The following is a 26,301-nucleotide window of genomic DNA, read 5'->3' on the forward strand; positions in this document are numbered from 1 at the left end:
TATGAAAAATCTTAGCAGATTATTATTCGTTTTGTTATTATCATTAAGCTTCAGTGCTAATGCACAAGACCAAAACAACCCGTGGAAATTTGATATCGGTGTCAATGCTGTTGACCTTTATCCAGTTGGAGAAGATGCGCCATTAGGCGAATACTTTGACGAATTTTTTAACGCAAACGATCACTACAACTTTTTACCTTCTTTATCTAGATTTTCTGTATCGAGATATTTAAGTGATGGGTTTAGTATTTCTGTTGCTGGTTCTCTTAACCAAATTAAGAAAGTAGGAGATTCTAGAGCTGATGAGTTATCTTACTATGCTGCTGATGGAACTATTTCTTACAGCTTTGCTGACCTTATTAAGTCTAATACTGTTGACCCTTACTTAGGTGTTGGTGGTGGTTACACTTGGATTGATGAAATCGGAGCTGGTACTTTAAATGGTACTTTAGGTCTTAATGTATGGTTTAACGATAACTTAGGTTTTAACGTTCAAACTTCATATAAGCACGCTTTCGAAGATTACTTACCTAAGCACTGGCAACATTCTGCTGGTATTTCTATCAGATTTGGTGGAAAAGACACAGATGGTGATGGTATCTACGACAAAGATGATGCTTGTCCAGACGTTCCTGGTTTAGAAGCATTCAACGGATGTCCAGATTCTGATAACGATGGTATCGAAGATTCTAAAGATGATTGTCCGAACGAAGCTGGTTTAGCTGAGTTTAACGGATGTCCAGATTCTGATTCTGATGGTGTTGCTGATAAAGATGACGACTGTCCTACAGTTGCTGGTTTAAAAGCTTTAAACGGTTGCCCAGATGCTGATTCTGATGGTGTTGCTGATAATGCTGATGACTGTCCAAACGAAAAAGGTCCTTCTGCTAACAAAGGATGTCCTTGGCCTGATACAGATGGTGATGGTATCTTAGATAAAGATGATCAATGTCCTAACGAAGCTGGTACTGTTGCTAACAACGGTTGCCCAGAAGTTAAGCCTACTGAAGAAGTAATGAAAACTTTAAATAGCTACGCTGAAGATATTTTATTTGATACAGGAAAAGCATCTTTCAAAAAAGAAACTGACAATGTATTACAAGCAATGGTAGCAATCTTTAAAGAGTATCCTAAAGCTGATTTCTCTATCGAAGGTCATACTGATAGTGTAGGTTCTAAATCTACAAACCAAGCGTTATCTGAAAGAAGAGCTAACGCAGTTAGAAATTACTTAATTGCTAACGGAATTAGCGGAGACAGGTTAACTGCTGCTGGTTTTGGTGAAGACTACCCTAAAGCTACTAACAAAACTAGAGCTGGTAGAAAAGAAAACAGACGTGTAGAAGTAAAACTTAAATAATAAGTTTCACTCCAAACATAAATAATAAAAAAACGCTCCGAAATTCGGAGCGTTTTTTATTTTTATAGAATGAGAACATTCATAGACGAGGTTATTTTAAATTTAATAGAAACTAATCATAATATTTCTCAACTTACTTTTGTCTTGCCTAGTAAACGTGCAGGTACTTTTCTTAAACAAGCCATCTCTAATCATGTCAATAAAACACTATTTTCTCCCGAAATTATATCTATTGAGGAGTTTGTAGAAACGCTTTCAGATTTTCAATATGCGACTAATGCGGAGCTTTTATTTGAGTTTTATGATGTCTACCTTAAAAATACACCCAAACAAAATATAGAGCCTTTTGATAAGTTTTCTAAATGGGCTCAACTGCTATTACAAGATTTTAACGAAATAGATCGTTACCTCATCAAACCAAATCATGTATTTGATTATTTATTGGCCATAAAGGAAATTGAACATCATCATTGGTCTTTAGATGAAGAACCCACCCAGTACATAAAAAATTATATCCTGTTTTGGAATCGTCTGAAAATATACTACTCAAAGTTTCAGAAACAACTAAAACAAAAGAAAAAGGCATATCAAGGTCTGGTATATCGTGAAGCCGTTAATAATATTGAACAATATATTGCTCTAAATTCTAATAAATCATTCGTCTTTGTAGGTTTTAATGCGCTTAACAAAGCCGAAGAAATTATCATCCAAGAACTCTTGCAACAAGATATGGCCCAAATCTACTGGGACATAGACAAAGCCTTTATAGACGATCCTATTCACGACGCAGGGCTTTTTACGCGATCCCATAGAAAACATTGGAAATACTTTAATAAACACAAGTTCAACTGGGTTGGTGAGTCCTATTCTCAAGAAAAGGACATTCACATTATTGGCGCCCCAAAAAACATCAGTCAGGTAAAATATGTTGGCGAATTATTACAACGTATTAATGCCGAAAAAGGAAACTTACAAAGCACTGCCGTTGTTTTGGGCGATGAAACACTGCTATTACCACTACTAAATTCGATTCCTAAATCTATAAATACTATAAACATCACAATGGGACTGCCGCTAAAAGTTATCCCATTGGCATCATTATTTGAAGCATTGTTTAATATTCACAAATCGAACTCTAAAACATTATACTACAAAAACATTATCGAGGTATTGTCAAATCAGTTTATAACACCTCTATTTCAAACTAATGGGATCAATAAGGCTCAGCATATTATAAATCATATTCAAGTAAACAATAAAGTATCTCTAACTTTAGAGGACTTAATGCATGTAGCTCCCGAACATCACGAGCTCTTAACCGTATTGTTTAGTTCCTGGGATGATAAGCCAAAAACTGCAATACGTCATTGCCTCGCTCTTATTGCAAGCATAAAAACCGCCCTAAGTCTTGACAAAGAAAACAACTTATTGGCTCTAGAATATCTATACCGCTTCTATCAAGTGTTTAATACCCTAGACACTCTAAACACTTCCTTTTCGCATATTAATGCGATTGCAACCTTATTGAGCTTATATCGTGAGCTCATAAAAAGTGAAACACTAGACTTTAAGGGAGAGCCTCTCAAAGGCTTACAAATTATGGGAATGTTAGAATCTCGTGTTTTAGATTTTGAAACCGTTATTATAACATCAGTTAACGAGGGTATCTTGCCATCCGGAAAAAGTTATAACTCCTTCATTCCTTTTGATGTCAAAATAGAAAATGAATTGCCTACCTATAAAGAGAAGGATGCCGTTTATACCTATCACTTCTATCGTCTTTTGCAACGCGCAAAATCGGCCTATATTCTTTATAATACAGAACCTGATGTTCTTAATGGAGGTGAGAAAAGCAGGTTTATTACCCAATTGGAAGTAGAGAAAAAGCATCAAATAAAAAATTATGTCATATCTGCTCATGTGCCCTCAATAGATGAAAATCTAAGGCAAATTCAAAAAACACCAGATGTACTTAGTATCTTAGATAGCGTAGCTCAAAAAGGATTTTCGCCTTCCTCATTGACTAATTATATACGAAACCCTATAGATTTCTACTATAACAAAGTCTTAGGAATTAAACAATATGAAGAGGTTGAAGAAAGTGTAGCTTTTAATACCCTAGGAACTGTCATTCACAATACGCTTGAAGACTTTTATAAGCCGCTAGAACATCAGTTACTCACTGTTGACCTCATTAAAAAAATGAAATCTCAGATTACTAAAACCGTACATCATCACTTTAAAGCGGAATTTAAAGAAGGAGATATTACAACTGGTAAGAATCTTATTATTTTTGAGATTGCTCAACGTTATATATCAAATTTTTTGAATTTAGAAATTCAAGATCTTACTAAAGGTAATACCATTAAAATTGTTGCTATTGAAACCGAAAACAAAGTCCCTGTATATATAGAAAAACTCGATAAAACAGTTTTTCTTACAGGAAAAGTTGACCGCGTAGATCAATATAACGGCACAACAAGAATTATAGATTATAAAACTGGACGTGTAGAATCTGGAAAAGTTGAAATAGTTAATTGGGAAGCTATTTCAACAGATTACAATAAGTATAGCAAGAGTTTTCAAATACTCATGTATGCATATATGATGTATAAGTCTTCGATGATTAGCCTGCCAATAGAAGCAGGAATTATTTCATTTAAAAACCTAAGTTCTGGTGTCTTAAAATTTGCAACTAAACCAACTAGTAATAGTAGAACCAAGAATCATTCTATAACACAGGGCACCTTAGACGCTTTTGAAATTGAACTCAAAAAGTTAATTATTGAGATTTATGATTTGAATGTAGATTTCAATGAAAAAGAAATAACATGATACGTAAAAATCAAGTTTTATACAGAACAAATAAAAAGCCAATTGTTTGGGACGCTTTTTTCAATGCAAATGGAAATAAAAAACCCATAGTCATTTTCTGCCATGGATATAAAGGATTTAAGGATTGGGGGTGTTGGGATTTAGTGGCCCAAAGGTTTAAAAACAGTAATCTGTTTTTTATAAAATTTAATTTTTCACATAACGGCGGAACCGTTGAAGACCCAATCGATTTTCCAGACTTAGATGCTTTTGCTGAAAACAACTACTCAAAAGAACTTGACGATTTAGACGGTTTAATTGAGTTCATTAGGTCCAAGTCATTTGAATATAAGCAAGAGGTAGACCTTAATAATATTACTTTAATAGGCCATTCTCGAGGCGGTGGAATTTCAATATTAAAAACGTCTGAAAGCAACAGTATTACGAAACTCATTACTTGGGCAAGTGTAAGTAGTTTTGGAAAACGAACATCTACCACTGGAGATTTAGAACAATGGAGGAAAGACGGAGTTAAATATGTATTAAACGGAAGAACTAAACAACAAATGCCTCATAACTATCAGTTTTATGAAGATTTTAAAGCTAATGAAAGTCGATTACATATTGAATCTGCCATAAAACGAATCACTAAACCTGTGTTAATTATTCATGCCCAAGACGACCCTTCAGTAAAATTTGATGAGGCTTTGGCCTTACATTCTTGGAACCCAAAAAACACATTAATTACCATAGATAATTCTAACCACGTATTTGGAGCAAGTCATCCTTGGAAAAAAAATGATTTACCAAAACCATTAGACCTTGTAGTTATTAAAACGATTGCTTTTATAACCTCAGGAAATTAATAGTTAATTAAATAAACAACTTAAAAGAAATATTAGGTGTAAACCCTAATGAAAACCGTTGAATTACCTGTTCTAATATAATTTCTCGCTCTTCTGGTGTTTCGCCAGTTGTGCCTTCTATAGCAATCCCACCATCATCTAGAGGTTTTCGTTCTGCTTTGTAAATTACGTTTATTGGTTTTATCCTATTGTAAATATTTAAAAATGATATACCAAATTGTGCATCTGTTTTTTTAATCTTAAAATCATATAAAACCGACGCATCTAATCTATGAAAGCTTGGCAATCTATCACTATTTATTACGCCAAAATTTACAACTCCCGCATTTTCACCATCAGCATCAACTTCTATAGTATAACTGTTTACAGGTGTTATTGGTTTCCCTGTTCTTATTAGCCACCCTATAGCAAACTGCCATTGGTTTAATTTAAGCGAATTGGATATTCTAAATTGGTGAGTAATGTCGTTATTACCGTTAAATTTAGATGGCGTATCGGCTAAGTTTGGAAACCTAAAAATAATATCATTAAACGTATAACCAAGCCAAATTTTATAGTTCTTTCGCTTATATTTTAATAAAACGTCAATCCCTTTTATAGTACTTTCTCCTTTTTCTAAATTTTCCAAGGGATTACTAAATCCGTTAGTAAAAGTTGTTAGTCCTTTTAGCTCTTTATAATAAAAATCTACGTCAATGTTTAAGTTTTTATGGTAATACAATAATCCTCCTGATATTTGATTACTAGAGAGCAATGGATATTGATCATTATCTGATAATCGCCATAAATTATTTTCAAGACGTAATTCTGTATGATTAAACTCTATTAACTGTGAAATGGGTTGATTTCTTCTTTCTATTGCGATTTTTGTTCTGAGACGTTTGCTTAAAGGGTATTCAAAATTGACACGAGGTTCAATTAAAAATTCATTTAAACTACCATAATGTGAAAATCGCAAACCAGCATTAATCAAGCCTTTATTTTTTAAGCCTATACTGTACTCTGCAAATAATGCATTCTTAAGATTATGATCGTCTTGCAATAAGACCTCTTTTTCAAGTTCTAGAGGCTTTTCTTTACTTATGGTAACATCTAGATCAGTATAAGACAACTGATAACCCAATGTTAGTTTCTGAGTGGCAGTAATTTGTCTAAAGGACATAAAGTTGACGCCAATATCTGTAATATTATTTTCTCTAATATTAACTTCGCTCAGGTCTAAAATACCATCTCCTGTTTCATCTTTGATTTCATCGTTCTGATAAAAAGAATTGTATTCAGAAAAGTAAGCTGTAATCTCCTCTTCTTGCTTTTCGTTACTTTTATGTTTCCAGTTAAAACTTAGTCCTTTATTTTGAGTGATTAGCGAATCTACAAGGACTTCATCTCCACCTTTAAAATCGAAATCTAAACGATTTCTAGTATACAATGCGCTAAATTCGATGTTATTTCTTTCATTTGGTTTAAAAATCAACTTAGTACTAACATCGGCAAAATTAAATGTATTATTGCTGGTTTCTGGACTAAAATCATCGTCGGTTTCTAACTGCAAAATATTTCCATTAATATCTCTAGCAACACCAAAATTTGTAAAAATTTTATCTACATAACTATTGTAAGTAGGTGTTTTTAATAGGTCTGAATACGACCTTCTTGCAAATAGATATAACCCTATCTTACTTGATAATGGTGTTTTAACATAGCCATTTATAGATAAACCATCTATTTCAAATCCCCCTTTAGTGTTTTCATAAATTTTATTGCCACTAGAAATATCTATAATCCCAGAAATACGATCACCATATTTAGCACTTGTTCCTGATCTATAAATGGTAGCTTTTTGGGTGGCAAAAGGATTAAATAACGAAAACATGCCATAGAAATATCCAGTATTGAATAATTTAATATTGTCGTATAGCACTAAATTTTGATCTGGGGAACCACCTCTAACTTGTATTCCTGTAGCCGATTCATCTAAAGTTGAAACCCCAGGAATTAGCTGGATACTTTGTGCGATATCAGTATTTACCATTCCAGGTAAAATCCCTAACCTTTCAGTATCAACAACAATAGAACCGTCTTTCTTTTTATCTATCCCGTTTGTAACATATCCCAGAATAATAACATCATCTAATGTTTCAATAGGCAGCAGTTTATCGCGATCTATATTGGGAGTGACTATAATCTGATTGTCGGATATTTTTTTAAAAATCAAACCCGTTTCACTTTCTAAAACCGACAAAAACTCTACCCAAGTAACTTGCTTTAAATCAAGACTAACAAGAATGCCTTCGACAACATCAGACGCAAACGAAATGGATACATTATTTTTCTCTTGAAGCTCTTTTAATACTTGAGACAAAGGGGTTTGAGTGTATTTGAAATTCTGTTTTTGCTGCGCAAAAATCGTCATAGAAAAAAAGAATACTAAAACGAAAAAATAATGTTTCATATTTGTTGATTTGGGAATCCAAATTTAGGTTTTGTATTTTATTCAGAAAGGATAATCGTTTGCTTCTCGATTTTATAATTTATTCCCATTGGGATTAATGTTGCCTTTAACGCCAAATCCAAATCATTATGATTAAAACTTCCTGAAAACAATCTGTTTTTGTTAATGTTATGAGCATCAAAAGTGATATCGAAATACTGCGTTAATTCCTCTAATACTAGATGTAACGGTTGCTCGTCAAATTTTGAAACACCTTTTCTCCACAAAGGTGATTCTTCTTTAAAAAGTACATCTTCAACTTGATTATCATCAATTATTATTTGCATTCCTTGGGTCAAAATTTTCGAAGAAGATGCATCGCTCAACTGAGAAAACTTAACCTTTCCTTCGTAACATTTCAATTCAAAATAAGATCTGTCTTTTATATTAAACTTTGTTCCTAATACCTTAACTATACCCTTTGAAGTCTTTACTTTAAAATCATTGTTTTTTGTAACTATGAAATAGGCTTCACCATCTAAATTTACCGTTTTATTATTTGACCAAAAGAAGCGCTTTAACGAAAGACTGGAGTTAGCGTTTAAATGCACCTTTGAACCATCTTCTAGAACGATTGTTTGCGTTTCACCAATTGCATTTGTATAGGTTTTTGATGAATTGAAAAATACACCTAACGCTATAATTAACATGGCAGCGACAGTAATAGTTTGCCAAAGACGAATTGTTTTAGGTTTGTTTTGTTTTAGTTTCTGCTTTACATCATGCAGTGCCTTTTCGACATCAATATCGGGACCATCTAATAATTGAGACTCCCTATTAATGAGTTTAAACTGTTTATATGTCTCGGTCTTTTTAAAGGCAATAAGTTCCTCGTCAGATAGTTCTCCTGCAATCCAGCGTCCTAAAAAAGTATCATCATTATCGTAATTTTTCATCATATATTATAAGCTTCTAACTATAAGACATTTAAATTAAACCCTACCCTATTTTTATACTTTAATATGCGCTCCAAGCAGGTCTCGTAATTCCCTCAAGGCTTTACTCATTCGACGCTCTATTGCTTTAACTGTAAGACCTGTTATTTCTGCAATCTCTTTATATGTTTTATCTTCAACCCTACTTAATAAAAAAACCTCCCTTTCTTTAGGGTTTAACATGTTAATAGCTTGCTTTAGTTTTATTCGAAACTCATCAACTTCTATTAAAAAATCTGGGCTTTCATAATTTGTATGTTCTTCTACTGTTTTCTGATGCTTTAAAACTACTTTTTCATGCGCGACTTCATTTAAAAATGAATGGTTACATGCAGAATAAATATAAGATTTTGCTTTTGAGTAAATAATAGTAGCACAAAGCTTCCAAATTTTAATAAATACATTCTGAACAATATCCTCTGCTTGATGTAAATTTCCACATTTATAATAAATGTATTTCGTTACTGGCTCGTAGTATTTCCGAAATAATTCGTTATAAATTTTTTCTTCACAAATAGAAGGTTCTTTTTCTGACATCTTTTAACTAATGAGAGTTCAAAAATACTCAAAGCACTAAAATATATCATCAAAAATAGGGTGAAGTTGTTTTTTCGTGTATTAACTATAGAGACCAATACGTAATTCTTTACCATGAAACTACTTCTTTATTTACCATTTTTAATTTCATTTAGTGTTTTTTCACAAGATTGGAATACTAACTTGGAAACTGCCAAATCTATAGCTCAAGAGAATGAACAAACTATAATATTAGTGTTTCAAGGGTCAGATTGGTGCGCACCATGTATGAAATTGGACAGAGCTATTTTTCAATCGGAAACATTTAAGTCTTATGCAAAGTCTCATTTTGTAATGTTAAAAGCAGACTTCCCTAGACGAAAAAAAAATGCGCTAAGCGAAAAGCAGCAAAATCACAATAAGAAGTTAGCTGAGATGTATAACAAATATGGATACTTTCCACATGTAGTTGTGCTCGATGGAAAAGGTAATGTCTTAGGAGAGACAGGGTTTAAAAAGACAACACCTGAGGCCTACATAAAATTATTAGAATCTTTTAAAAAATAGATAAATGAAGAAGCTAATTATTTTGGGTCTATTGTTTTGTGTTAACTATACAGCCTTAGCTCAGGGCACTTACAAACGTGTTTTAAAGCTAATGGGGAGTCGTTTTGATATTACTGTTATAGCTACAAATTCTATTGAAGCCAACACATACTTAGATACAGCAGTATCTGAAATATCAAGAATAGAAAAATTAATTTCTTCATGGGACAAAAACTCTCAAACTTCAGAAATAAATAGAAATGCAGGCATCAAACCTGTAACTGTAGATAAAGAACTCTTTGATTTGATTAAAAGAGCCATTCAAATATCTAAACTAACAGAAGGTGCTTTTGATATAAGTTATGCATCTATGGATCGCATTTGGAAATTTGATGGATCCATGACCGAAATGCCATCTGAAGACCGCATCAAAAAATCTGTTGAAAAAGTAGGTTATAAGAACATAATATTAAGTGAAGACAACTACTCTATATACCTAAAACACAAAGGAATGAAAATTGGGTTTGGAGCTATTGGCAAAGGATATGCCGCAGATAAGGCTAAAGAATTATTAAAAAAAATAGGTGTCGAGGGTGGAATTATTAATGCTTCTGGAGACATGAATACATGGGGAAAACAACGTTCAGGTAAAGATTGGCAAATAGGAATTAAGAACCCCTTAAATAAAAATAAAGTGTTTGCTCTTTTCCCAATTTATGAGAGCGCTGTGGTTACCTCGGGTAATTATGAAAAGTTCGTTGTGCTTAACAAAAAGAGATTCTCTCATATTATTGATCCACGAACAGGTTATCCTAGCAGCGGTATTGTAAGTGTAAGTGTGTTTTCCGTAAGCGCCGAACTAGCCGATGCCTTAGCAACATCAATCTTTGTTATGGGAATAGATGTTGGCCTAGACTTTATTAATCAATTACAAAATATAGAGTGCATTATTGTTGATGATACCGGAAAAGTATTCTACTCTAAAAACATCAATATAAAATAAAACAATCAAAAAAATTAATGATGATAAAAAAAGGAATTTCTATTACAGTAATACTACTATCTCTAAGCTCATGCGTGGCTGTTAAAGAGTATGATAAAGTTAATATTAATGATCCAGATATGGCATTATCCTCAAATAAAATAGATCGTTTTGAAACTAATTTTCATGTCTACAGAGAGGGTGCTTCTGGAGCAAATGGAGGAAAAACCGGTGGAGGCTGTGGTTGCAACTAATATGAAATATCTATTCGTATCGATTTTGTGTTTCTTCTCTTTGCTTTTGCATTCTCAAGATAAGAATAAAGATTCTATATCTTCAGGTTATAAAAAACGCGTATTAGAAACAACAGAAGTTGATTTTTTAATGAGTTATTACCAACAAGATGGAACTCATGCTTCAGTAACTGGAGGTATAGGCGACGAGCATCTTACAGATATAACCCCAACTATTGTCGTTGCCATACCGTTAAATGCAGATGATGTATTAACTATAGATGCAGGAATTTCTGCATATACCTCGGCGTCTTCGAGTAATTTAGATCCTTTTGATTCTTCTGGAGCTTCTGCTGGAGGAGGAGATGACGATGACAACGAAGGCAATGCAAATGCATCTCCAACAGGTAGTCCGTGGGTAGAATCATCGGGAGCCTCTGCAAAGGATGTTTGGGGAGGAGTTACTGTTAGTTATAGTCATAGTTCAGATGATAGAAATAATATATGGAGTGTTAATGCTGGATTTGCAACTGAATACGACTATACCTCAATCGGCTTTGGTGGAGGATTCACTAAATTGTTTAATGAAAAGAACACAGAATTAGGAATTAAAGCACAAGTTTTTCTAGACACTTGGAGCCCAAGATACCCAACAGAAATAGACTCGTATAATGAAGCTGGTGGAGATCTTAACAACGGTTTTTTTAATGGTATCGAGATTCTCAATCAACAAGGGCAGGCCATTGATAAAAATGGTGCCATAGTTTGGAATCCATTCAATACAACACTTATACAAGATGAGTCAAGAAATTCTTATTCCTTATCTCTAAGTTTTTCTCAAATAGTGAGTAAAAATGCACAATTCTCTTTGTTTTTAGATGTTATCCAACAAAAAGGATGGCTCGCGAACCCCATGCAACGCGTTTATTTTAATGATAGACCAAACTATTATATAGGAAATGCAGCAAATATTCCTAATTATACATCACCAACAAATACTGATGTTTTTCAATTAGCAGATGATATCGAACGGTTGCCTGACACACGATTCAAAATTCCAATTGGAGCTCGCTTTAACTGCTATATAAATGAAAATATGGCGTTAAGAACGTATTATCGATATTATTTTGATGATTGGGGAATTAACTCACATACAATAAGTATTGAACTTCCTATTAAATTGGGTAACGGTAAATTTACCTTCTATCCTAGTTATAGGTTTTATAACCAAACCGCGGCAGACTATTTTGCACCTTATGAAGCCCATACGTCCTCCTCAGAGTTTTATACATCAGACTACGATTTATCAAGTTTTAATAGCAATCAATATGGCTTAGGATTTAGATATACAGATATTTTTACAACGTTTAAAATCTTCAATTTTGGTCTTAAGTCATTTGATATAAAGTATAGCATTTATGATAGAAGTGACGGGCTTAACTCTAGCATTATTTCTAGCGGATTTAAGTTTGTATTAGATTAGAAAAGACCATATGAATCCCAAATATTTATGAAGCCCATGTATAACAAAAACTATAAATTTTATAGAGTAATCATCCCATTTACTTTACTAGTATCCCTGGCTCATGTTCTACTACTCTTAATATACCTCCTATAAAATATAAAATGAAACATTCCAAATAATGAACTAATAGATACCCAATGCGCTTGTATACTTCTTTTATGTCCGATTAAGTGTTTTAAAAAACCCGATTAAACATCATTTATTCATGATGAATTACAATTTTTTTAATAAAAAAAATAGGGTAAGCTCAGAATTACATGTCATAAGAGTAACAAACATTATTTAACCTATTTAATTATGAAAAAACAATTACTTTTTTTACTTGCAATGGTATTTTTATACCAAACTTCAACAGCCCAAACTGCTACAGGATTAGACTTTGATGGGCAAGTCGCTTCATGGGATTATATAGAACTTCCCGATAATGATTTATTAGATTTCACAACAAGTTTTACTTTCGAGGCTTGGGTGAATTTTGATCAAATAAATAGAACAACAAACGGATGGGACTGGGAATGCATCTTTGCTAAATCCAGATACACCGAGTCATACGGACTTATGTTGTTAACCGATGGAGCAAATAAGATTTTCCGTTTTTATCATGCTGGGATTGGTGCCAATTTCACCGATTATCAATGGAATACTGTGGCTCCAGATCAATGGTACCATATAGCTGTGACCTTAAGTAGTACCGAAGTGAATTTTTACATTGATGGTATAAACGTTCGAACTCAAGCCGTTTCAGGAAACTTAACACCTAATAGTAGCCCTCTAAGAATTGGTGCTGGTACCACGGCAGGTGGCGATCCATATCCTTTACAAGGCATGCTGGATGATATTCGTATATGGAACTATGCAAGAAGTGCTAGCGACATTGCAGACTCGAGAAATTGCGAATTAAATGGAAGTGAAACTGGATTAATCTTAAACTTTGATCTCAACCAAGGTATGGTAGATACAGATAATACTGCAATAGCTATGGTTACTGACAAGTCTTCAAATAGTTTAAACGGAAGTTTAAATGGTTTTCAACTAATGAATGTAGAAGGTAATTTCAGAGACACTTCTGCTAATGGTATTTCAGGGTCTTGTGATACCTTATCTGTTAGTGATCTGGACAGCAATGAAAGTGATGTGTCTCTTATACCTAATCCAACAATTAATGGAACATTTAGAATTAAACACTTAGGAAATTCCGAAATAGAAAAAGTATCTATTTATGATATTTCAGGGAAGTTGATAAAAGAAGAAACAAACATAACAGACGGTCAACGTTTTGATATTTCCGAATGTACTTCAGGACTATATTTAATAGAGCTTAAATACACTGAAGGCATACTGACTAAAAAGCTTATTAAAAATTAATTAAGGGAGAACTAAACGCGGTTTAGTTCAAAATTAAGCCCAAAACGAAAGTTTTGGGCTTTTAATTATATCATATTTCACCTTTTTAACACGTTTATAAACTATAGTTTTTGAAGAGTTAAAGTATCTGTTCCACCGCCGCCGCCGCTCACATCTTGGATAACCACTTCAGTACTTGAAACAGAAATAACATCCCAGTCATCATCATTAAATTCTTCAAAAGGTATATCTGTTACAAAATCTAAAGCCATTTGATTTCCTGAGCTAAATACAGACCAAGTTCCATTATTTGTATTAGAACCGTTTGATGCTGATACAGAACCATCCATATTAAAATCTAATTCGTAACCTGAATAGTTAGAGGTTTGGTCATCAGCATCTTCAGTATAAGATGCAACTATCCATAACCCGTCTGTTAGTATTGCTTCCAAATCATCATTACCATTGCCTCCGTCGAATGGGTTTCTTTCAAAGGTTAAAAAATCTTCCGAACCATCTCCACCACTAACATCTTTTAGCCTAATTATATCATTAGTTACTTCAAGAACATCCCAATCGTCAGCTAATTCATCTAAGGGAATACCAGTTCCAAAGTTTAGGTTTAATCCAAGCTCGGTATCATCTCCCGATGTTGTTGACCATGAACCATTAGTAGATCCACTTGTATCTGTCGCTGTTGCAGTATTATCAGATGAAAAATTAAATACGTAATCTGAAAAATCTGATGTTTCGTCAGTATCATCAAAGAAATAAGTTATATACCAATCTCCATTTATAAGGGCGTTAACTAAAGCCGTGTCATTGATAGACCCATTAGACTGACAATCACTTTCAAAGCGTAATCTATCATCACCTAATCTTAGGTCTACATCTACTTCGTCATCATCTTGTTCAATTTCATGTAAATTCCATGTATCATTAAAATCAGGCAATCCTGTAACATTTATAACGACGGAAATATTATTACCTGTACCTGAAGCTTCCCAAGTTCCATTAAAAGAGTTAGTTCCTTGAGTCACTAAAATTGTTCCATCACTATTAAATTCAAATACATATCCTACATAATTGTCCTCAAGGTCATCGTCATTGCGTTCTAATTTATCAACAGTCCATTCAGAACAATCCGCAAAAACAGTTTCTAGGTCATTGGTCGTACAGTTATCACAATCATCATCATCAAAATCATTATCATCATCTTCATCACAGCTATCATCTGCCATCTCAATGACACCCTCTAATTCTTGTATGTTATTTATAGTCTGCGTAGTTCCATCTATAAAAATCACTATAATCGGGAAGTTAATTGTTACCGCTGCAAATTCGTCTAAATCATCAATAAAATCATACATATCATTATCATTATTGATTGTTATAGAATTGATTAAATCGTTGTTTTCATCATATATAGATGCCGTAATTGGATACTGAAAGTCTATACATTCTATATCGTCATCATCTTCGTTTTCGCCATTGCAATCTGCTACTAGTATTGCTAATTCAGAATCTGAGTTGACTGTAACAGTGGAAAAATCAGTTAGTATAACTGTTATTGGATATGAAATCACAACAGAATCTACATCGTCGTCAAATAAGTCGATAATATCTTCAATATCCTGATAACCATCATCATCATTAATGGTAATCTCGATACCATTAACTGTTACGGTAACGGGTAACTGCACGCTTAAACAATTGGCATTATCTATAATGTTATCGTCAGAACCATCATTGGATGCAACGTTACTCATAAGGTTAGCAATTGTTGAATTCGCTTCAATAGTGTCTTCAACAGGCGGGTCGATTGCTAAATCGTCTTCGGTTCTACAAGATGTCATAGTGAATAAAAAACCTATAACTAGTAGTAAAATTGGTTTCAATGTTTTCATAATGGAATGGATTTTATTAAATCTTAAGTTCGTTAATCAATTAGTTTTTAAATAACCTCTTTATTCTTAAAACAACCCATTAAAAAATTGTCCCAAGAAAAGATGAATTTTTTTTATTTATCTTTCTATATAGAAATTGAAAAACTGAATCCTTGTCAAAATCATTACATCAAGATATATGTGATAAGACTCGCTTCTCAAAACTTTACGAGAAGTATGCTCAATCATTGAGCAATATTCTTTTATATAAATATGGTCAATTATTAAATCCAGCAGACAAAGTTCAAGAAGCATTTATTAAACTCTGGAAAAATTGTGCTAAAATCAAGCCAGAAACTGCTAAATCATATTTATACACCACAGCAAATAATATGATGCTCAACGAGGTCAAGCACCAAAAGGTTGTTTTAAAACATCAACAAGTAAAACCAAAGGATTACACAAACGAATCTCCAGAATTTATTCTACGCAAAAAAGAATTTCTAACCCGATTTGAACGTGTATTATCACAGTTAAAGGAAGAAGAAAGAGTTGCATTCTTACTGAACAAGGTAGATGGTAAAACTCATAAAGAAGTTGCAGAAATTTTAGGAATCACCAAAAAAGTCGCTGAGCACAGAATTTATGCGGCTTTTAACAAATTAAAAAATGAGCTTGAAGAGCTCAAGCGAAAATAATTCTGGGACAATTATAATTTAAATTGTTTTAAGAATATAACCCTATTTTATGAACGAAGAGTATTTAGTAAAAAAATGGTTGAATGATGATTTGTCTCTTTTAGAGGCAGAGTCTTTCAATGCTTTGGAAAATGCAACGTTCTATAAAGAAATTATTGACAGCGCACAACAGTTTAGTGGTTATTTAAATGCTAAAGTCGAATCCTTTGATATGTTAGACAAAAAGTTAGCTTCTCAAAAAAATACTTCTAATAATTGGCTAAAAGTTGCTTCTAGTATTGCTGCTACTCTTGTTGTTGGGTTTGCATTGTTTACGTTGTTAAACAAAGATCAAATAAGCTCTTTTAAGACCAATTTAGCTCAAAACCAAACTATCACTTTACCTGATAATTCAATTGTGAATCTTAACCAATTATCTGGTCTAGAATACTCTAATTCTAATTGGGATAAGAATAGGTCATTAGACCTTTTTGGAGAAGCCTTTTTTGATGTTGAAAAAGGAAAACGCTTTGATGTAAATACAAAATTTGGGAAAGTCAGTGTTCTTGGTACAGAATTTAATGTATTATCTAGGGATAGCATTTTTAAAGTCTCTTGTTATGAAGGCTTAGTTCAAGTCACATATAATAATGATATTATAAAGCTACCTGCTGGTACTGAATTTGTTCTATCATCAGGACATAGTATAAAATCGAATATTGTCGTAGCAGAGCCTTACTGGCTTAAAAATATGAGTGTATTTGAAAACGCTTCTTTTGAGGAAGTTATTGACGAGCTAGAAAAGCAATACAATATTAAGGTACAATATTCATCTGATTTGAGTATTCAATTCATAGGTGCTTTTGAACATGACAATCTTGAAAATGCTTTAAAGTCTATAACGAACCCCCTTAATTTGACCTATGAAATTCAGAATACTAACGAGGTCATTATAAGGAATGAACAGAACTAGGTTTTACATATTTCTATTTCTGTGCTTTTTTCAATTATTTAAGTCGCACGGACAAAATTCAGAGCAAAAAGTTCCAGTATCTGAAGTACTTGAGCAAATTACAAAAGTGCATTCTATTACCTTTAATTATGAAAGTAATCTTTTAAAAAGCATCATTGTAACCCCTATATCACAGGATTTAAGTTTAAATTCAAAACTTAAAAATCTCGAAAAACAAACCAATCTAATTTTTGAGAGAGTTAGTGATTTAGTTTATACTATTTCTAAGTCAATACGATTGTGTGGTTATATCAAAGATTCAGAATTAAAAAAACCTCTTATGGGCGCTACTATTACAGGTAAATTTGCTCATTCAGTAACCGATGAAAATGGCTATTTTGAAATTGAAATAAGATCCCAAAATGAACTAGTAATCATAAGACATATTGGATTGAAAACCATTGAGCGTCAAGTGAAATATTTTGACTTAGAGGGTTGTGGAATAATAGTAATGCTTATTCAGCAAGAGTTAATTTCCCCAGTTCTCATTGAAGCGTATCTCGTTAAAGGTATTGATAAAAGACACAATTGGACAACCTCAATAGACTATAAACGATTTAGTCTTTTACCTGGTTTAATTGAATCAGATGTCTTACAAACTGTTCAGGCATTACCAAGCATCTTGAGTGTTGATGAAACTGTTTCTAATATAAATATCCGAGGTGGTTCTAATGACCAAAATTTGATGCTTTGGGATGATATCAAAATGTATCAAACGGGACATTTTTTTGGTCTCATCTCGAGTTTTAATCCGCTTATGACTCAAACTGCAAACGTTATTAATAATGGCTCAGACGTAGCATTGACAGATGGAGTTTCTGGTACGATTCAAATGCAAACAGATAAGCAAATTGATTCTAAATTCAAAGGTGTTTTTGGTCTTAATTTTTTAAATGCAGAATTATTTTCGAATATTCCAACAGGCAATAAGTCGTCACTTCAGATTGCATCCAGAAAGTCTTTGAACGATTTTGTAAGAACACCAACTTACGATGTTTATTTCGATAGAGTGACTCAGGGCACAGAAGCAGAAAGTAATGTTGCAAATGTTACTAATTCTAATCAGGAATTCGACTTTTACGATACAGCGCTGCGATGGTTATATCAGCCTACGAGTAGAGATTTTATAAGACTAAATTTCATACTAATTAATAACGATTTAGGCTTCAATGAAACGGCTGATATTGATGGCGTATTAAGAACCAGAGGTAGTAATATTACGCAAAACAGTCTAGCAGTAGGGCTAAATTACAAAAGACGATGGAGTGAGAGACTGTCATCAACAATCAATATTTATGATAGCGAATATAAACTTGAAGCTCTTAACGCTGATGTATTGAGCAATCAGCTACAGCTACAGGAGAATATTGTTTCTGAAACAAGTGTCTTGTTAAACAACCTGTATGAACAAAATCAATGGCGCTTTAATCTTGGTTATCAATTTACAGAAACAGAGGTCATAAACTTAAATGATATTGACTTACCTCGATTTGTGAGACGAGACGAAGAAATATTAAGAGAGCATAGTGCTTTTGGTCAAGCTTGGTACAAAAACCCAAATAAAGACTTTTCCGTTAGAGGCGGACTTAGAGTAAATTATTTAACACGATTTGAAGAGTTAATTCTTGAACCAAGATTAAGCTTAAGAAAATCTATTGGAGAGCATATTGAAATTGAAGCACAAGGCGAATTTAAACATCAAAGTACATCACAAATCGTTAATTTTCAGAATGACTTTTTAGGTATTGAGAAAAGGCGTTGGCAATTAACTGACAACGATAGCATCCCAATCATTCAAAGTAAGCAAGTTTCATTTGGAATAACATACAAAAATAATGGTTGGTTATTAGATGCTAAGGCTTATTATAAAATAGTAGATGGCATAACTTCCCAAAGTCAAAGTTTTACTACTAAATATGAATTCGCGAAGCAAAAAGGCAGTTATGATGTCTATGGTTTTGAGTTTTTATGCAGAAAGAAATTCAGCAATTTCAATACTTGGTTAAGTTATTCATACATGAACAATACTTACACTTTTGAAACACTTGAAGATATTGAATTCCCCAGTAATTTTGATATAACGCATTCGGTTGCTCTAGGAACAACCTTTAGTAACAAATCTTGGAATATTTCAGCAGGAGTAAACTACAGAACAGGAAAACCTACGTCTATACCTTTAAACGGAAATGAAATAGTTGAAGATAATGTAAATTTTGATCAAGGAAATAATGAACGATTATCAGACTATTTAAGAATTGATGCTTCAGTCATTTACAAGTTCAAATTAAGTAATTCTGTTAGATCAGAAATAGGTGCATCCATCTGGAATATATCAAATAGAGAAAATGCCATTAACAACTATTATAGAGTCAATGTAAATACTGAAGTCAATAAATTCTCTAGGTTTTCCTTAGGGCTTACTACAAATGCCGTAGCACGTATCTATTTTTAATTGAATAAGCGCTTCCATATTAAAACACATTTCCATATCATATAAAAAAGCCTCACATCACTGTGAAGCCCTGTTATTCAGTGTGGAGCATATCGGATTCGAACCGATCGCCTCTACGCTGCCAGCGTAGCGCTCTAGCCAAATGAGCTAATGCCCCAATTTTTATTTCAAACCTCTTAAAACCAATACAGGCAAAGCACTACTAAAGTCTTTCTTTAAAATGGTACTCTTTTCCCATTTTTTCACAAAAAACCCACGCTTACGTCTTACAACACATAATAAATCAGGGTTATTATTGGTATAATGTTCTAAAACACCTTGATGTGTTGTGGCGTTTTCACTTACTGTAGTATTTGTAATTAAACTCGCTAAATCATCATTAACATCTAAGTCGCCTTCATTGAAAAATGGCGTTTTTACCAGAAGTAAATTCACTACAGCTTTAAACTGGTTCTTTATTGCTTTTAAAGGATCTAAAGCATCTTCTTTTCTAATGATAGCAGATTTAACGGCTAATAAAATCTTTACAATCGGTTTGTAAACATAACCCTCTGGAACAATTAATGCCGGAATATTCGTTTGCTTAACAATTTTCCCTGAAGTTTTGCCTAAGTATACCTCATCTTTAATTGAGTTCGTTCGAGGCTCTAATAAAATGAGGTCTACATTTAGAGCTTCACATGCCAACTCTATCGTATCTACCAGTTTTCCTTTAAATGTTTTAACAACAACGTCTACTCCTTTGGTATCAATTTTAGACACATGACTATTTAAAAAAGTAACACTTTCGCGCTCCAATATGTGATCAATCTTTATCATAGTGCCTGCTTTTGTATAAACATTATAAATCTGTACAACATATAATTTGGCACCAAATGCTCTAGCAAAATCAACAGCATACTGTAAATGGCTTTCAGCATTTTTAGAGGAACCAACAGGAACAAGAATAGACTTCATAATCAAATATTTAAAAGTAACTTTGTTTAAAATAAATTTTTGCAAAGGTAACTATTAATATGATACGTAAAGCAACTCTAAAGGATATAGATGCTATCATAAGCATCACAAAGGCATGTGCTAAACATATGATCGATCAACAAATATTTCAGTGGAACGAACATTATCCAAACCCATCTGCTTTTCAAAATGATGTAGAGCGCGATGAATTATATGTGCTAGATGTTGAAAACAGTATTAAAGGCTGTATAGTAATCTCAACCTTAATGGACGAGGAGTATATGCCTGTGACATGGTTGACTCCAAATGAAAACAATATCTACATTCATCGGTTAGCCATTCATCCAAAGTATCAAGGTCAAGGTTATGCGCGTCAACTTATGAATTTTGCAGAAGCACACGCTATAGAAAACAACTATACCTCTATTCGATTAGACACCTTCTCTGAGAACAAAAGAAACCAAAAATTTTACGAACTTCGTGGCTATCAGCGCTTGGGTAATATTTATTTTCCTAAGCAAAGTGAGTTTCCTTTTTATTGTTACGAGCGTATTTTTTGAAAACAGACATTACATTAAAAAACATCAATAAATTAGCCATTCCGGCATTAATATCTGGAGTAGCCGAACCTATCTTGTCACTTACAGATACTGCTATAATTGGTAACGTAGATCATAATGCCGCCGAAGCCTTAGCCGCTGTTGGAATTGTTGGGACCTTTATCTCTATGCTTATTTGGGTATTTGGTCAAACACGAAGTGCTATTTCATCTATTGTATCCCAACATTTAGGCGCTAATCAGTTAGATGCAGTTAAAAATCTTCCTGCTCAGGCTATTTTTATTATCACATCAATTAGCCTCATAATTATAGCCATCACATTACCATTCTCTTCTCAAATATTTAATTTCTATAATGCCTCTGGTCAAATATTAGATTACAGTGTTGAGTATTACAATATTCGCGTTTTTGGCTTTCCATTTACACTCTTTACTATTGCTGTTTTTGGCACATTTAGAGGGCTTCAAAACACCTACATTCCAATGATTATTGCTATTGTTGGAACCGTCGTTAATATTGTATTGGACTTTGCTTTTGTTTATGGTATAGAAGGACTTATAAGCCCTATGCATATCAAAGGAGCCGCATACGCCAGTGTAATTGCTCAAATTATTATGGCCTTATGCTCAGCCTATTTTTTACTAAAAAAGACCGATATTTCGTTGCGTGTTACATTTCCGTTTAATAAAGAAATTAAAACATTTACGGTTATGGTTTTGAATCTATTTGTAAGAACCCTAGCCTTAAATGCCACCTTATATTTTGCAACAAGTTTCGCCACATTATATGGAACACAATACATTGCAGCCTATACCATTGCTATAAATCTTTGGTTTTTAGGAGCTTTCATTATTGATGGTTATGCCAGTGCCGGAAACATTCTGTCTGGGAAATTATTAGGAGCAAAAGACTATAAAAAATTGGTGGAATTAAGTCGGTTTTTGATAAAATGTGGCATTGGTATTGGAATTATTTTAGCCGTCATTGGATTTATAACTTATAATGTTGTTGGTTCTATTTTCACGAAAGACCAAACCGTACTCAATGAGTTTTATAACGTCTATTGGATTGTTTTGGCAATGCAACCTTTTTGTGCATTAGCCTTTATTTTTGATGGGATATTTAAAGGCATGGGGAAAATGAAATTTCTTAGAAACCTACTCCTTTTGTCAACTGGTTTAGTCTTTATTCCACTTTTATTTTTACTAGATAGCTTTGACCTTAAGTTATACGCTGTTTTTATTGCATTAACCTTATGGATTATTGCAAGAGGTATTCCGCTAATCATAAAATTCAGACAACTATTTTTATCACTTTCACAAAAGACGTAACTTTGGCCAATAATACGCTTTAAAGCAAGCCTAAAAACAACGCTATGGATATCATGTCATTTATAAGTGGAAACGGTTTATTTCTTATTTTAGGAATCGTTTTAGTTATTGTTTATTTCTACAACCGTAATAAAAAACGATAATGAGTAACATTCGCATTACAAAACAATTTTCTTTTGAAACTGGTCATGCCCTTTATGGATACGACGGAAAGTGTAAAAACGTTCATGGTCATAGCTATCGATTAGATGTAACGGTTATTGGGAAGCCTATTTCAGACAATACCAACGTAAAATATGGGATGGTTATTGATTTTAGTGATCTCAAGAAGATTGTTAAAGAAGAAATCGTAGATGTGTTTGATCATGCGACAGTGTTTAATAAGAATACACCACATGTTGAGTTAGCTAAAGAACTTGAAGATCGAGGCCATAATGTATTATTGGTTAATTACCAACCTACAAGTGAAATGATGGTTATTGATTTTGCTGAAAAGATAAAACAACGTTTACCTAATACCATCAAACTACACTCATTAAAACTCCAAGAAACGGCAACCTCATACGCACAGTGGTTCGCTTCTGATAATGACTAAGCCAACTCACATAAAAATCCCAGAGGGCAAGAAAATTTACTTTTCGTCAGATAATCATTTGGGGGCACCAACAAAAGAAGCCTCCCTACCTCGCGAAAAGAAATTTGTAGCATGGCTTGATGAAATAAAAAAAGACGCTGCAGCCATCTTTTTACTTGGTGATTTATTCGATTTTTGGATGGAGTACAGACGTGTTGTTCCAAAAGGATTTACAAGAACTTTAGGGAAACTTGCTGAAATTAGTGACTCTGGAATTCCTATTTACTACTTTGTTGGTAATCACGACTTATGGATGAATGGATATTTTGAAGAAGAACTTAATATTCCTGTATTTCATAAACCCAAAGAATTCATTTTTAATGATATGCGTTTTTTTATTGGTCATGGTGATGGATTAGGCCCAGGAGATAAGGGTTATAAACGCATGAAAAAAGTATTTACAAATCCAATTTGTAAATGGCTATTTAGACGTCTATTACATCCCGATTTTGGTATGCGCATTGGGCATTATATGTCTGTTAAAAACAAAATGATATCTGGAGATGACGATGCTAAATTTTTAGGGAACGATAAAGAATGGCTAGTACAATATTGTAAACGAAAATTAGAAACAGAACATAGAGACTTCTTTGTATTCGGACACAGACATTTGCCTTTAGATATTCAACTCAATGAACAATCAAAATACATCAATCTAGGAGATTGGATAACCTATTATACCTATGGCGTTTTTGATGGCAATCAAATGGAATTGAAAACATTTAAGTAGTCTCATCGGTCTCTGCTTCGTGAGCTTCAATATCTTTTGTTAAATCGAGATCACGTAACGGTTTATTTTTAACTCCCATTACCGCCACAACAATTAAGGTTACTGTTCCGCCTAACATAACAGCTAAAGGCGCACCAAAAATCCTGGCAGCAATACCGCTCTCTAGAGCTCCCAGCTCATTAGAAGATCCTACAAACATAGAATTTACCGCACCAACACGACCTCTCATATTATCTGGAGTTTTAAGCTGAAGTATGGTTTGACGTACAACCATAGAAATACCATCAAAAACACCTGAGAAAAACAATGCTAAAACACTCAGCCACATAAGTTTAGATGCTCCAAAAATGATCATACAAAACCCAAATCCGAACACAGAAATGAGTAACTTCTTCCCTGTATTTTTTGTAATAGGTATATAGGTTGTTGCTAACATGGTTATAATACTACCTGATGAAAGCGCTGCATTTAATATACCGAACCCTTTTGGTCCAGCGTCTAAAATATCTTTTGCAAATACAGCAAAAATTGCCACAGCGCCACCAAACAAGACAGCCATCATATCTAAAGTTAAAGCGCCTAAAATAACCTTGTCGTTAAACACAAAGCTAAGTCCGGCCTTTAAGCTTTCTTTTATTGATTCATTATTTCCTTTATTTAAAATTGGTTTTTTAGCTATTTGTAATACCAATACCAGGGCAACCATTACTAGTAGAAATACGATCCCTAAGGTCTGATTTACACCTATCCAAGCTATTAAAAACCCACCGCATAAAGCTCCAAATACATTTGCACCTTTCCATGTACTACTACTCCATGTTGCTGCATTAGGATATGCTTTCTTTGGAACGAGTAATGCTATTAGCGAAAATATCGTAGGACCAAAAAATGCCCTCAATACACCGCCAAAAAAAACTAACCCATAAATCCCATATAAAATAGTACTTGTTTCCCACGAAGACTCAACCGTGTTCGATGTTAACCAAAACAATCCAAAACTTATTAAAGAAAACAATGAAATACAAAGTGCAAATAAATTTCGTTTTTCTTTCTTATCGACGATATGGCCTGCAAAAGGAGCAAGAAAAAAAGCTGGTAAAAATTCGCAAAGACCAATAATCCCCAATGACAATGGGTCTTCGGTTAGTGCATAGACCTGCCATTCTATGACTACAAATTGCATAGACCAACCAAAAACTAATGCAAAACGAAGAATCAAAAAAATGTTGAATTCTCTAAACCGTAATGCTGCGTATGGATCGTTTTTAGCCAATTAGATAAATTTGTGATTATGTCTAATATTTACCACAAAAATAAACGAAAGCAAAGTATTAATCTTTGATTTTCTTAATCAATTTAAATTCAACACGCCTATTAAGTTCACGTCCTTCTGCTGTTGTATTGGTTGCAATTGGTTTAGAACTAGCATAACCAAAAAATTGAATTCTTTCATTAGGAATCCCTAATGACATTAAATATTTAGAAACCGCCTGAGCTCTTTGTTGAGACAATTCAAGATTTCTTACTTCCGTCCCTGTATTATCAGTATGTCCATAAATTTCAACATTCAAATCAGGGTTCGTAAATAGGTATGTATATAAGCTATTCAGTTCAATTTTAGAAGTATCCAGTAATTTGGCCTTATCAAATTCGAAAAGGACATTCTTAAAGGTATAAATTGTTTCATTTTCAAAACTCTCCTGTTCTTTTTCAGTAGATAATTGAGTTTCGTTTTTAGCAATCGGTTTAACGCTCACATCATCAATATAATAATACGAAAATTGCTTACCTGTTGAAGACAATACATTCTGTTTTTTCGTTTTGCGATTAGAGCTAAAATTTCCAATGGTAAAATATTTTTCAAACCCTAAAGCCGTATACTCTACATCTATCTTAATCCAATTCACCGTATCAGCATAGAAATCGTCATGAGGTATTTCTAAAAAATTTGATGCAACAGCTTGTTTAGATAAACGTTTTATATTGATTTGATTCGAATTTGTATTTTGTAATGGAATTGGCATAAACAAAACATCTATATGACTTATAGCATGCGTAGAATACTCCGCTAAACTCACATAAAAAGACAACTTGTAAGTTATTCCTTCCTCCAGTTTTTGGCGTAATTCACCTTGAATATATTCGCGATAATTTTTATCAGAAAACGTATATATTCCAACATAGCCATTTCCTGTCTTGGCTTTCTGGTTTCCTGCATGATTAATACTTTTCATGCGTTCAGCACACGTATTGAAATAGTCAGTAGTGGCAAAAGTAGGTGTTGACCATGAGGTCACGTTTTTATTGAAATTACTTATAAATTCTGGACAATACTTATACGTCTCAAAACTTGGGTTAACAACTAAATTTTGCGCCAATATAATATTGCAAATTAAGCAGGAAATAATAGTTGTAATGTGTTTCATAATGGAGTAACGAAAACCAAAAAG

Annotated in this window: 22 protein-coding genes and 1 tRNA gene; 15 read left to right on the plus strand and 8 right to left on the minus strand. The window is 33.3% G+C overall.

Translation table 11 applies throughout. The features are described from left to right. The first annotated feature begins 1 nt into the window (after position 1). The 3 genes from Q0893_RS01620 to Q0893_RS01630 all read left to right on the plus strand — a co-directional run bounded on the left by Q0893_RS01620 (position 2) and on the right by Q0893_RS01630 (position 5,040). Positions 2 to 1,360, plus strand: coding sequence for an OmpA family protein (locus tag Q0893_RS01620; protein WP_298901276.1), 1,359 nt, complete (start codon positions 2 to 4; stop codon positions 1,358 to 1,360). 69 nt (positions 1,361 to 1,429) lie between these two features. Beyond that, a complete protein-coding gene (locus tag Q0893_RS01625) occupies positions 1,430 to 4,195 on the plus strand; it encodes a PD-(D/E)XK nuclease family protein (protein WP_299272038.1) in 2,766 nt (921 codons plus the stop codon). Next, a complete protein-coding gene (locus Q0893_RS01630; protein WP_299272041.1) occupies positions 4,192 to 5,040 on the plus strand; it encodes an alpha/beta hydrolase in 849 nt (282 codons plus the stop codon). The genes Q0893_RS01625 and Q0893_RS01630 overlap by 4 nt, the downstream gene beginning before the upstream one ends. A 7-nt stretch (positions 5,041 to 5,047) precedes the next feature. On the opposite strand, the gene Q0893_RS01635 is transcribed toward Q0893_RS01630, so the two are convergent. From Q0893_RS01635 to Q0893_RS01645, 3 genes are read right to left on the minus strand one after another with little or no spacing between them, the layout of a single operon-like run. After that, complete coding sequence (locus Q0893_RS01635; RefSeq protein ID WP_299272044.1) at positions 5,048 to 7,492, minus strand: TonB-dependent receptor; 2,445 nt, start codon at positions 7,490 to 7,492, stop codon at positions 5,048 to 5,050. 38 nt (positions 7,493 to 7,530) lie between these two features. Beyond that, positions 7,531 to 8,430, minus strand: a complete 900-nt coding sequence (locus Q0893_RS01640; RefSeq protein WP_299272047.1) for a FecR family protein — start codon at positions 8,428 to 8,430, stop codon at positions 7,531 to 7,533. A gap of 51 nt (positions 8,431 to 8,481) precedes the next feature. Beyond that, positions 8,482 to 9,003, minus strand: coding sequence for a sigma-70 family RNA polymerase sigma factor (locus tag Q0893_RS01645; protein WP_298901270.1), 522 nt, complete (start codon positions 9,001 to 9,003; stop codon positions 8,482 to 8,484). A gap of 114 nt (positions 9,004 to 9,117) precedes the next feature. On the opposite strand from Q0893_RS01645, the gene Q0893_RS01650 reads away from it, so the two are divergent. The 5 genes from Q0893_RS01650 (at position 9,118) to Q0893_RS01670 (ending at position 13,633) form a co-directional block, all read left to right on the plus strand. After that, complete coding sequence (locus tag Q0893_RS01650; protein WP_299272050.1) at positions 9,118 to 9,549, plus strand: thioredoxin family protein; 432 nt, start codon at positions 9,118 to 9,120, stop codon at positions 9,547 to 9,549. A gap of 4 nt (positions 9,550 to 9,553) precedes the next feature. Then, on the plus strand, positions 9,554 to 10,531 hold the full coding sequence (locus Q0893_RS01655; RefSeq protein ID WP_299272054.1) for an FAD:protein FMN transferase: 978 nt from the start codon (positions 9,554 to 9,556) through the stop codon (positions 10,529 to 10,531). Positions 10,532 to 10,551: 20 nt separating this feature from the next. Next, positions 10,552 to 10,764 carry a DUF4266 domain-containing protein gene (locus tag Q0893_RS01660; protein WP_299272638.1) on the plus strand — a complete coding sequence of 71 codons (213 nt, stop codon included), beginning with the start codon at positions 10,552 to 10,554 and terminating at the stop codon, positions 10,762 to 10,764. Position 10,765: 1 nt separating this feature from the next. After that, a complete protein-coding gene (locus Q0893_RS01665) occupies positions 10,766 to 12,226 on the plus strand; it encodes a DUF3570 domain-containing protein (protein WP_299272641.1) in 1,461 nt (486 codons plus the stop codon). Positions 12,227 to 12,565: 339 nt separating this feature from the next. Continuing rightward, complete coding sequence (locus tag Q0893_RS01670; protein WP_299272057.1) at positions 12,566 to 13,633, plus strand: LamG-like jellyroll fold domain-containing protein; 1,068 nt, start codon at positions 12,566 to 12,568, stop codon at positions 13,631 to 13,633. A gap of 101 nt (positions 13,634 to 13,734) precedes the next feature. Here Q0893_RS01670 and Q0893_RS01675 read toward each other — a convergent pair whose 3' ends face one another. Next, complete coding sequence (locus tag Q0893_RS01675; protein WP_299272060.1) at positions 13,735 to 15,519, minus strand: hypothetical protein; 1,785 nt, start codon at positions 15,517 to 15,519, stop codon at positions 13,735 to 13,737. 152 nt (positions 15,520 to 15,671) lie between these two features. On the opposite strand from Q0893_RS01675, the gene Q0893_RS01680 reads away from it, so the two are divergent. From Q0893_RS01680 to Q0893_RS01690, 3 genes are read left to right on the plus strand one after another with little or no spacing between them, the layout of a single operon-like run. Then, entirely contained in the window at positions 15,672 to 16,196 is a 525-nt protein-coding gene (locus Q0893_RS01680) for a sigma-70 family RNA polymerase sigma factor (RefSeq protein WP_298901265.1), read from the plus strand. A 49-nt stretch (positions 16,197 to 16,245) separates the two neighbouring features. Then, positions 16,246 to 17,148, plus strand: coding sequence for a FecR family protein (locus Q0893_RS01685; protein ID WP_299272063.1), 903 nt, complete (start codon positions 16,246 to 16,248; stop codon positions 17,146 to 17,148). Further along, positions 17,135 to 19,639 (plus strand): TonB-dependent receptor, encoded by a 2,505-nt coding sequence (locus Q0893_RS01690; protein WP_299272066.1) that lies wholly within the window; start codon positions 17,135 to 17,137, stop codon positions 19,637 to 19,639. Before Q0893_RS01685 ends, Q0893_RS01690 begins: the two co-directional genes overlap by 14 nt. An 83-nt stretch (positions 19,640 to 19,722) precedes the next feature. Here Q0893_RS01690 and Q0893_RS01695 read toward each other — a convergent pair. Together Q0893_RS01695 and Q0893_RS01700 are read right to left on the minus strand one after the other, a co-directional pair. Further along, positions 19,723 to 19,796 (minus strand) — tRNA-Ala (locus tag Q0893_RS01695). A gap of 5 nt (positions 19,797 to 19,801) precedes the next feature. Continuing rightward, entirely contained in the window at positions 19,802 to 20,596 is a 795-nt protein-coding gene (locus Q0893_RS01700) for a universal stress protein (RefSeq protein ID WP_298901262.1), read from the minus strand. 59 nt (positions 20,597 to 20,655) lie between these two features. Here Q0893_RS01700 and Q0893_RS01705 point away from each other — a divergent pair, with 59 nt between their 5' ends. The 4 genes from Q0893_RS01705 (at position 20,656) to Q0893_RS01720 (ending at position 23,851) form a co-directional block, all read left to right on the plus strand. Then, positions 20,656 to 21,156: a GNAT family N-acetyltransferase gene (locus Q0893_RS01705; RefSeq protein WP_298901261.1), complete on the plus strand. Its 501-nt coding sequence runs from the start codon at positions 20,656 to 20,658 to the stop codon at positions 21,154 to 21,156. After that, entirely contained in the window at positions 21,153 to 22,487 is a 1,335-nt protein-coding gene (locus Q0893_RS01710) for an MATE family efflux transporter (protein ID WP_298901260.1), read from the plus strand. Before Q0893_RS01705 ends, Q0893_RS01710 begins: the two co-directional genes overlap by 4 nt. A 142-nt stretch (positions 22,488 to 22,629) precedes the next feature. Continuing rightward, complete coding sequence (locus Q0893_RS01715) at positions 22,630 to 23,082, plus strand: 6-carboxytetrahydropterin synthase (protein WP_298901259.1); 453 nt, start codon at positions 22,630 to 22,632, stop codon at positions 23,080 to 23,082. A 10-nt stretch (positions 23,083 to 23,092) separates the two neighbouring features. Further along, on the plus strand, positions 23,093 to 23,851 hold the full coding sequence (locus tag Q0893_RS01720; RefSeq protein ID WP_299272643.1) for a UDP-2,3-diacylglucosamine diphosphatase: 759 nt from the start codon (positions 23,093 to 23,095) through the stop codon (positions 23,849 to 23,851). Here Q0893_RS01720 and Q0893_RS01725 read toward each other — a convergent pair. Together Q0893_RS01725 and Q0893_RS01730 are read right to left on the minus strand one after the other, a co-directional pair. Next, positions 23,844 to 25,124: an MFS transporter gene (locus Q0893_RS01725; protein ID WP_298901258.1), complete on the minus strand. Its 1,281-nt coding sequence runs from the start codon at positions 25,122 to 25,124 to the stop codon at positions 23,844 to 23,846. The genes Q0893_RS01720 and Q0893_RS01725 overlap by 8 nt on opposite strands. Before the next feature lie 58 nt (positions 25,125 to 25,182). Then, positions 25,183 to 26,277, minus strand: coding sequence for an OmpA family protein (locus tag Q0893_RS01730; protein WP_299272074.1), 1,095 nt, complete (start codon positions 26,275 to 26,277; stop codon positions 25,183 to 25,185). Positions 26,278 to 26,301: the final 24 nt, after the last annotated feature.

Origin of the sequence: uncultured Psychroserpens sp. (assembly GCF_947494225.1) — a bacterium.
Classification (GTDB): domain Bacteria; phylum Bacteroidota; class Bacteroidia; order Flavobacteriales; family Flavobacteriaceae; genus Psychroserpens.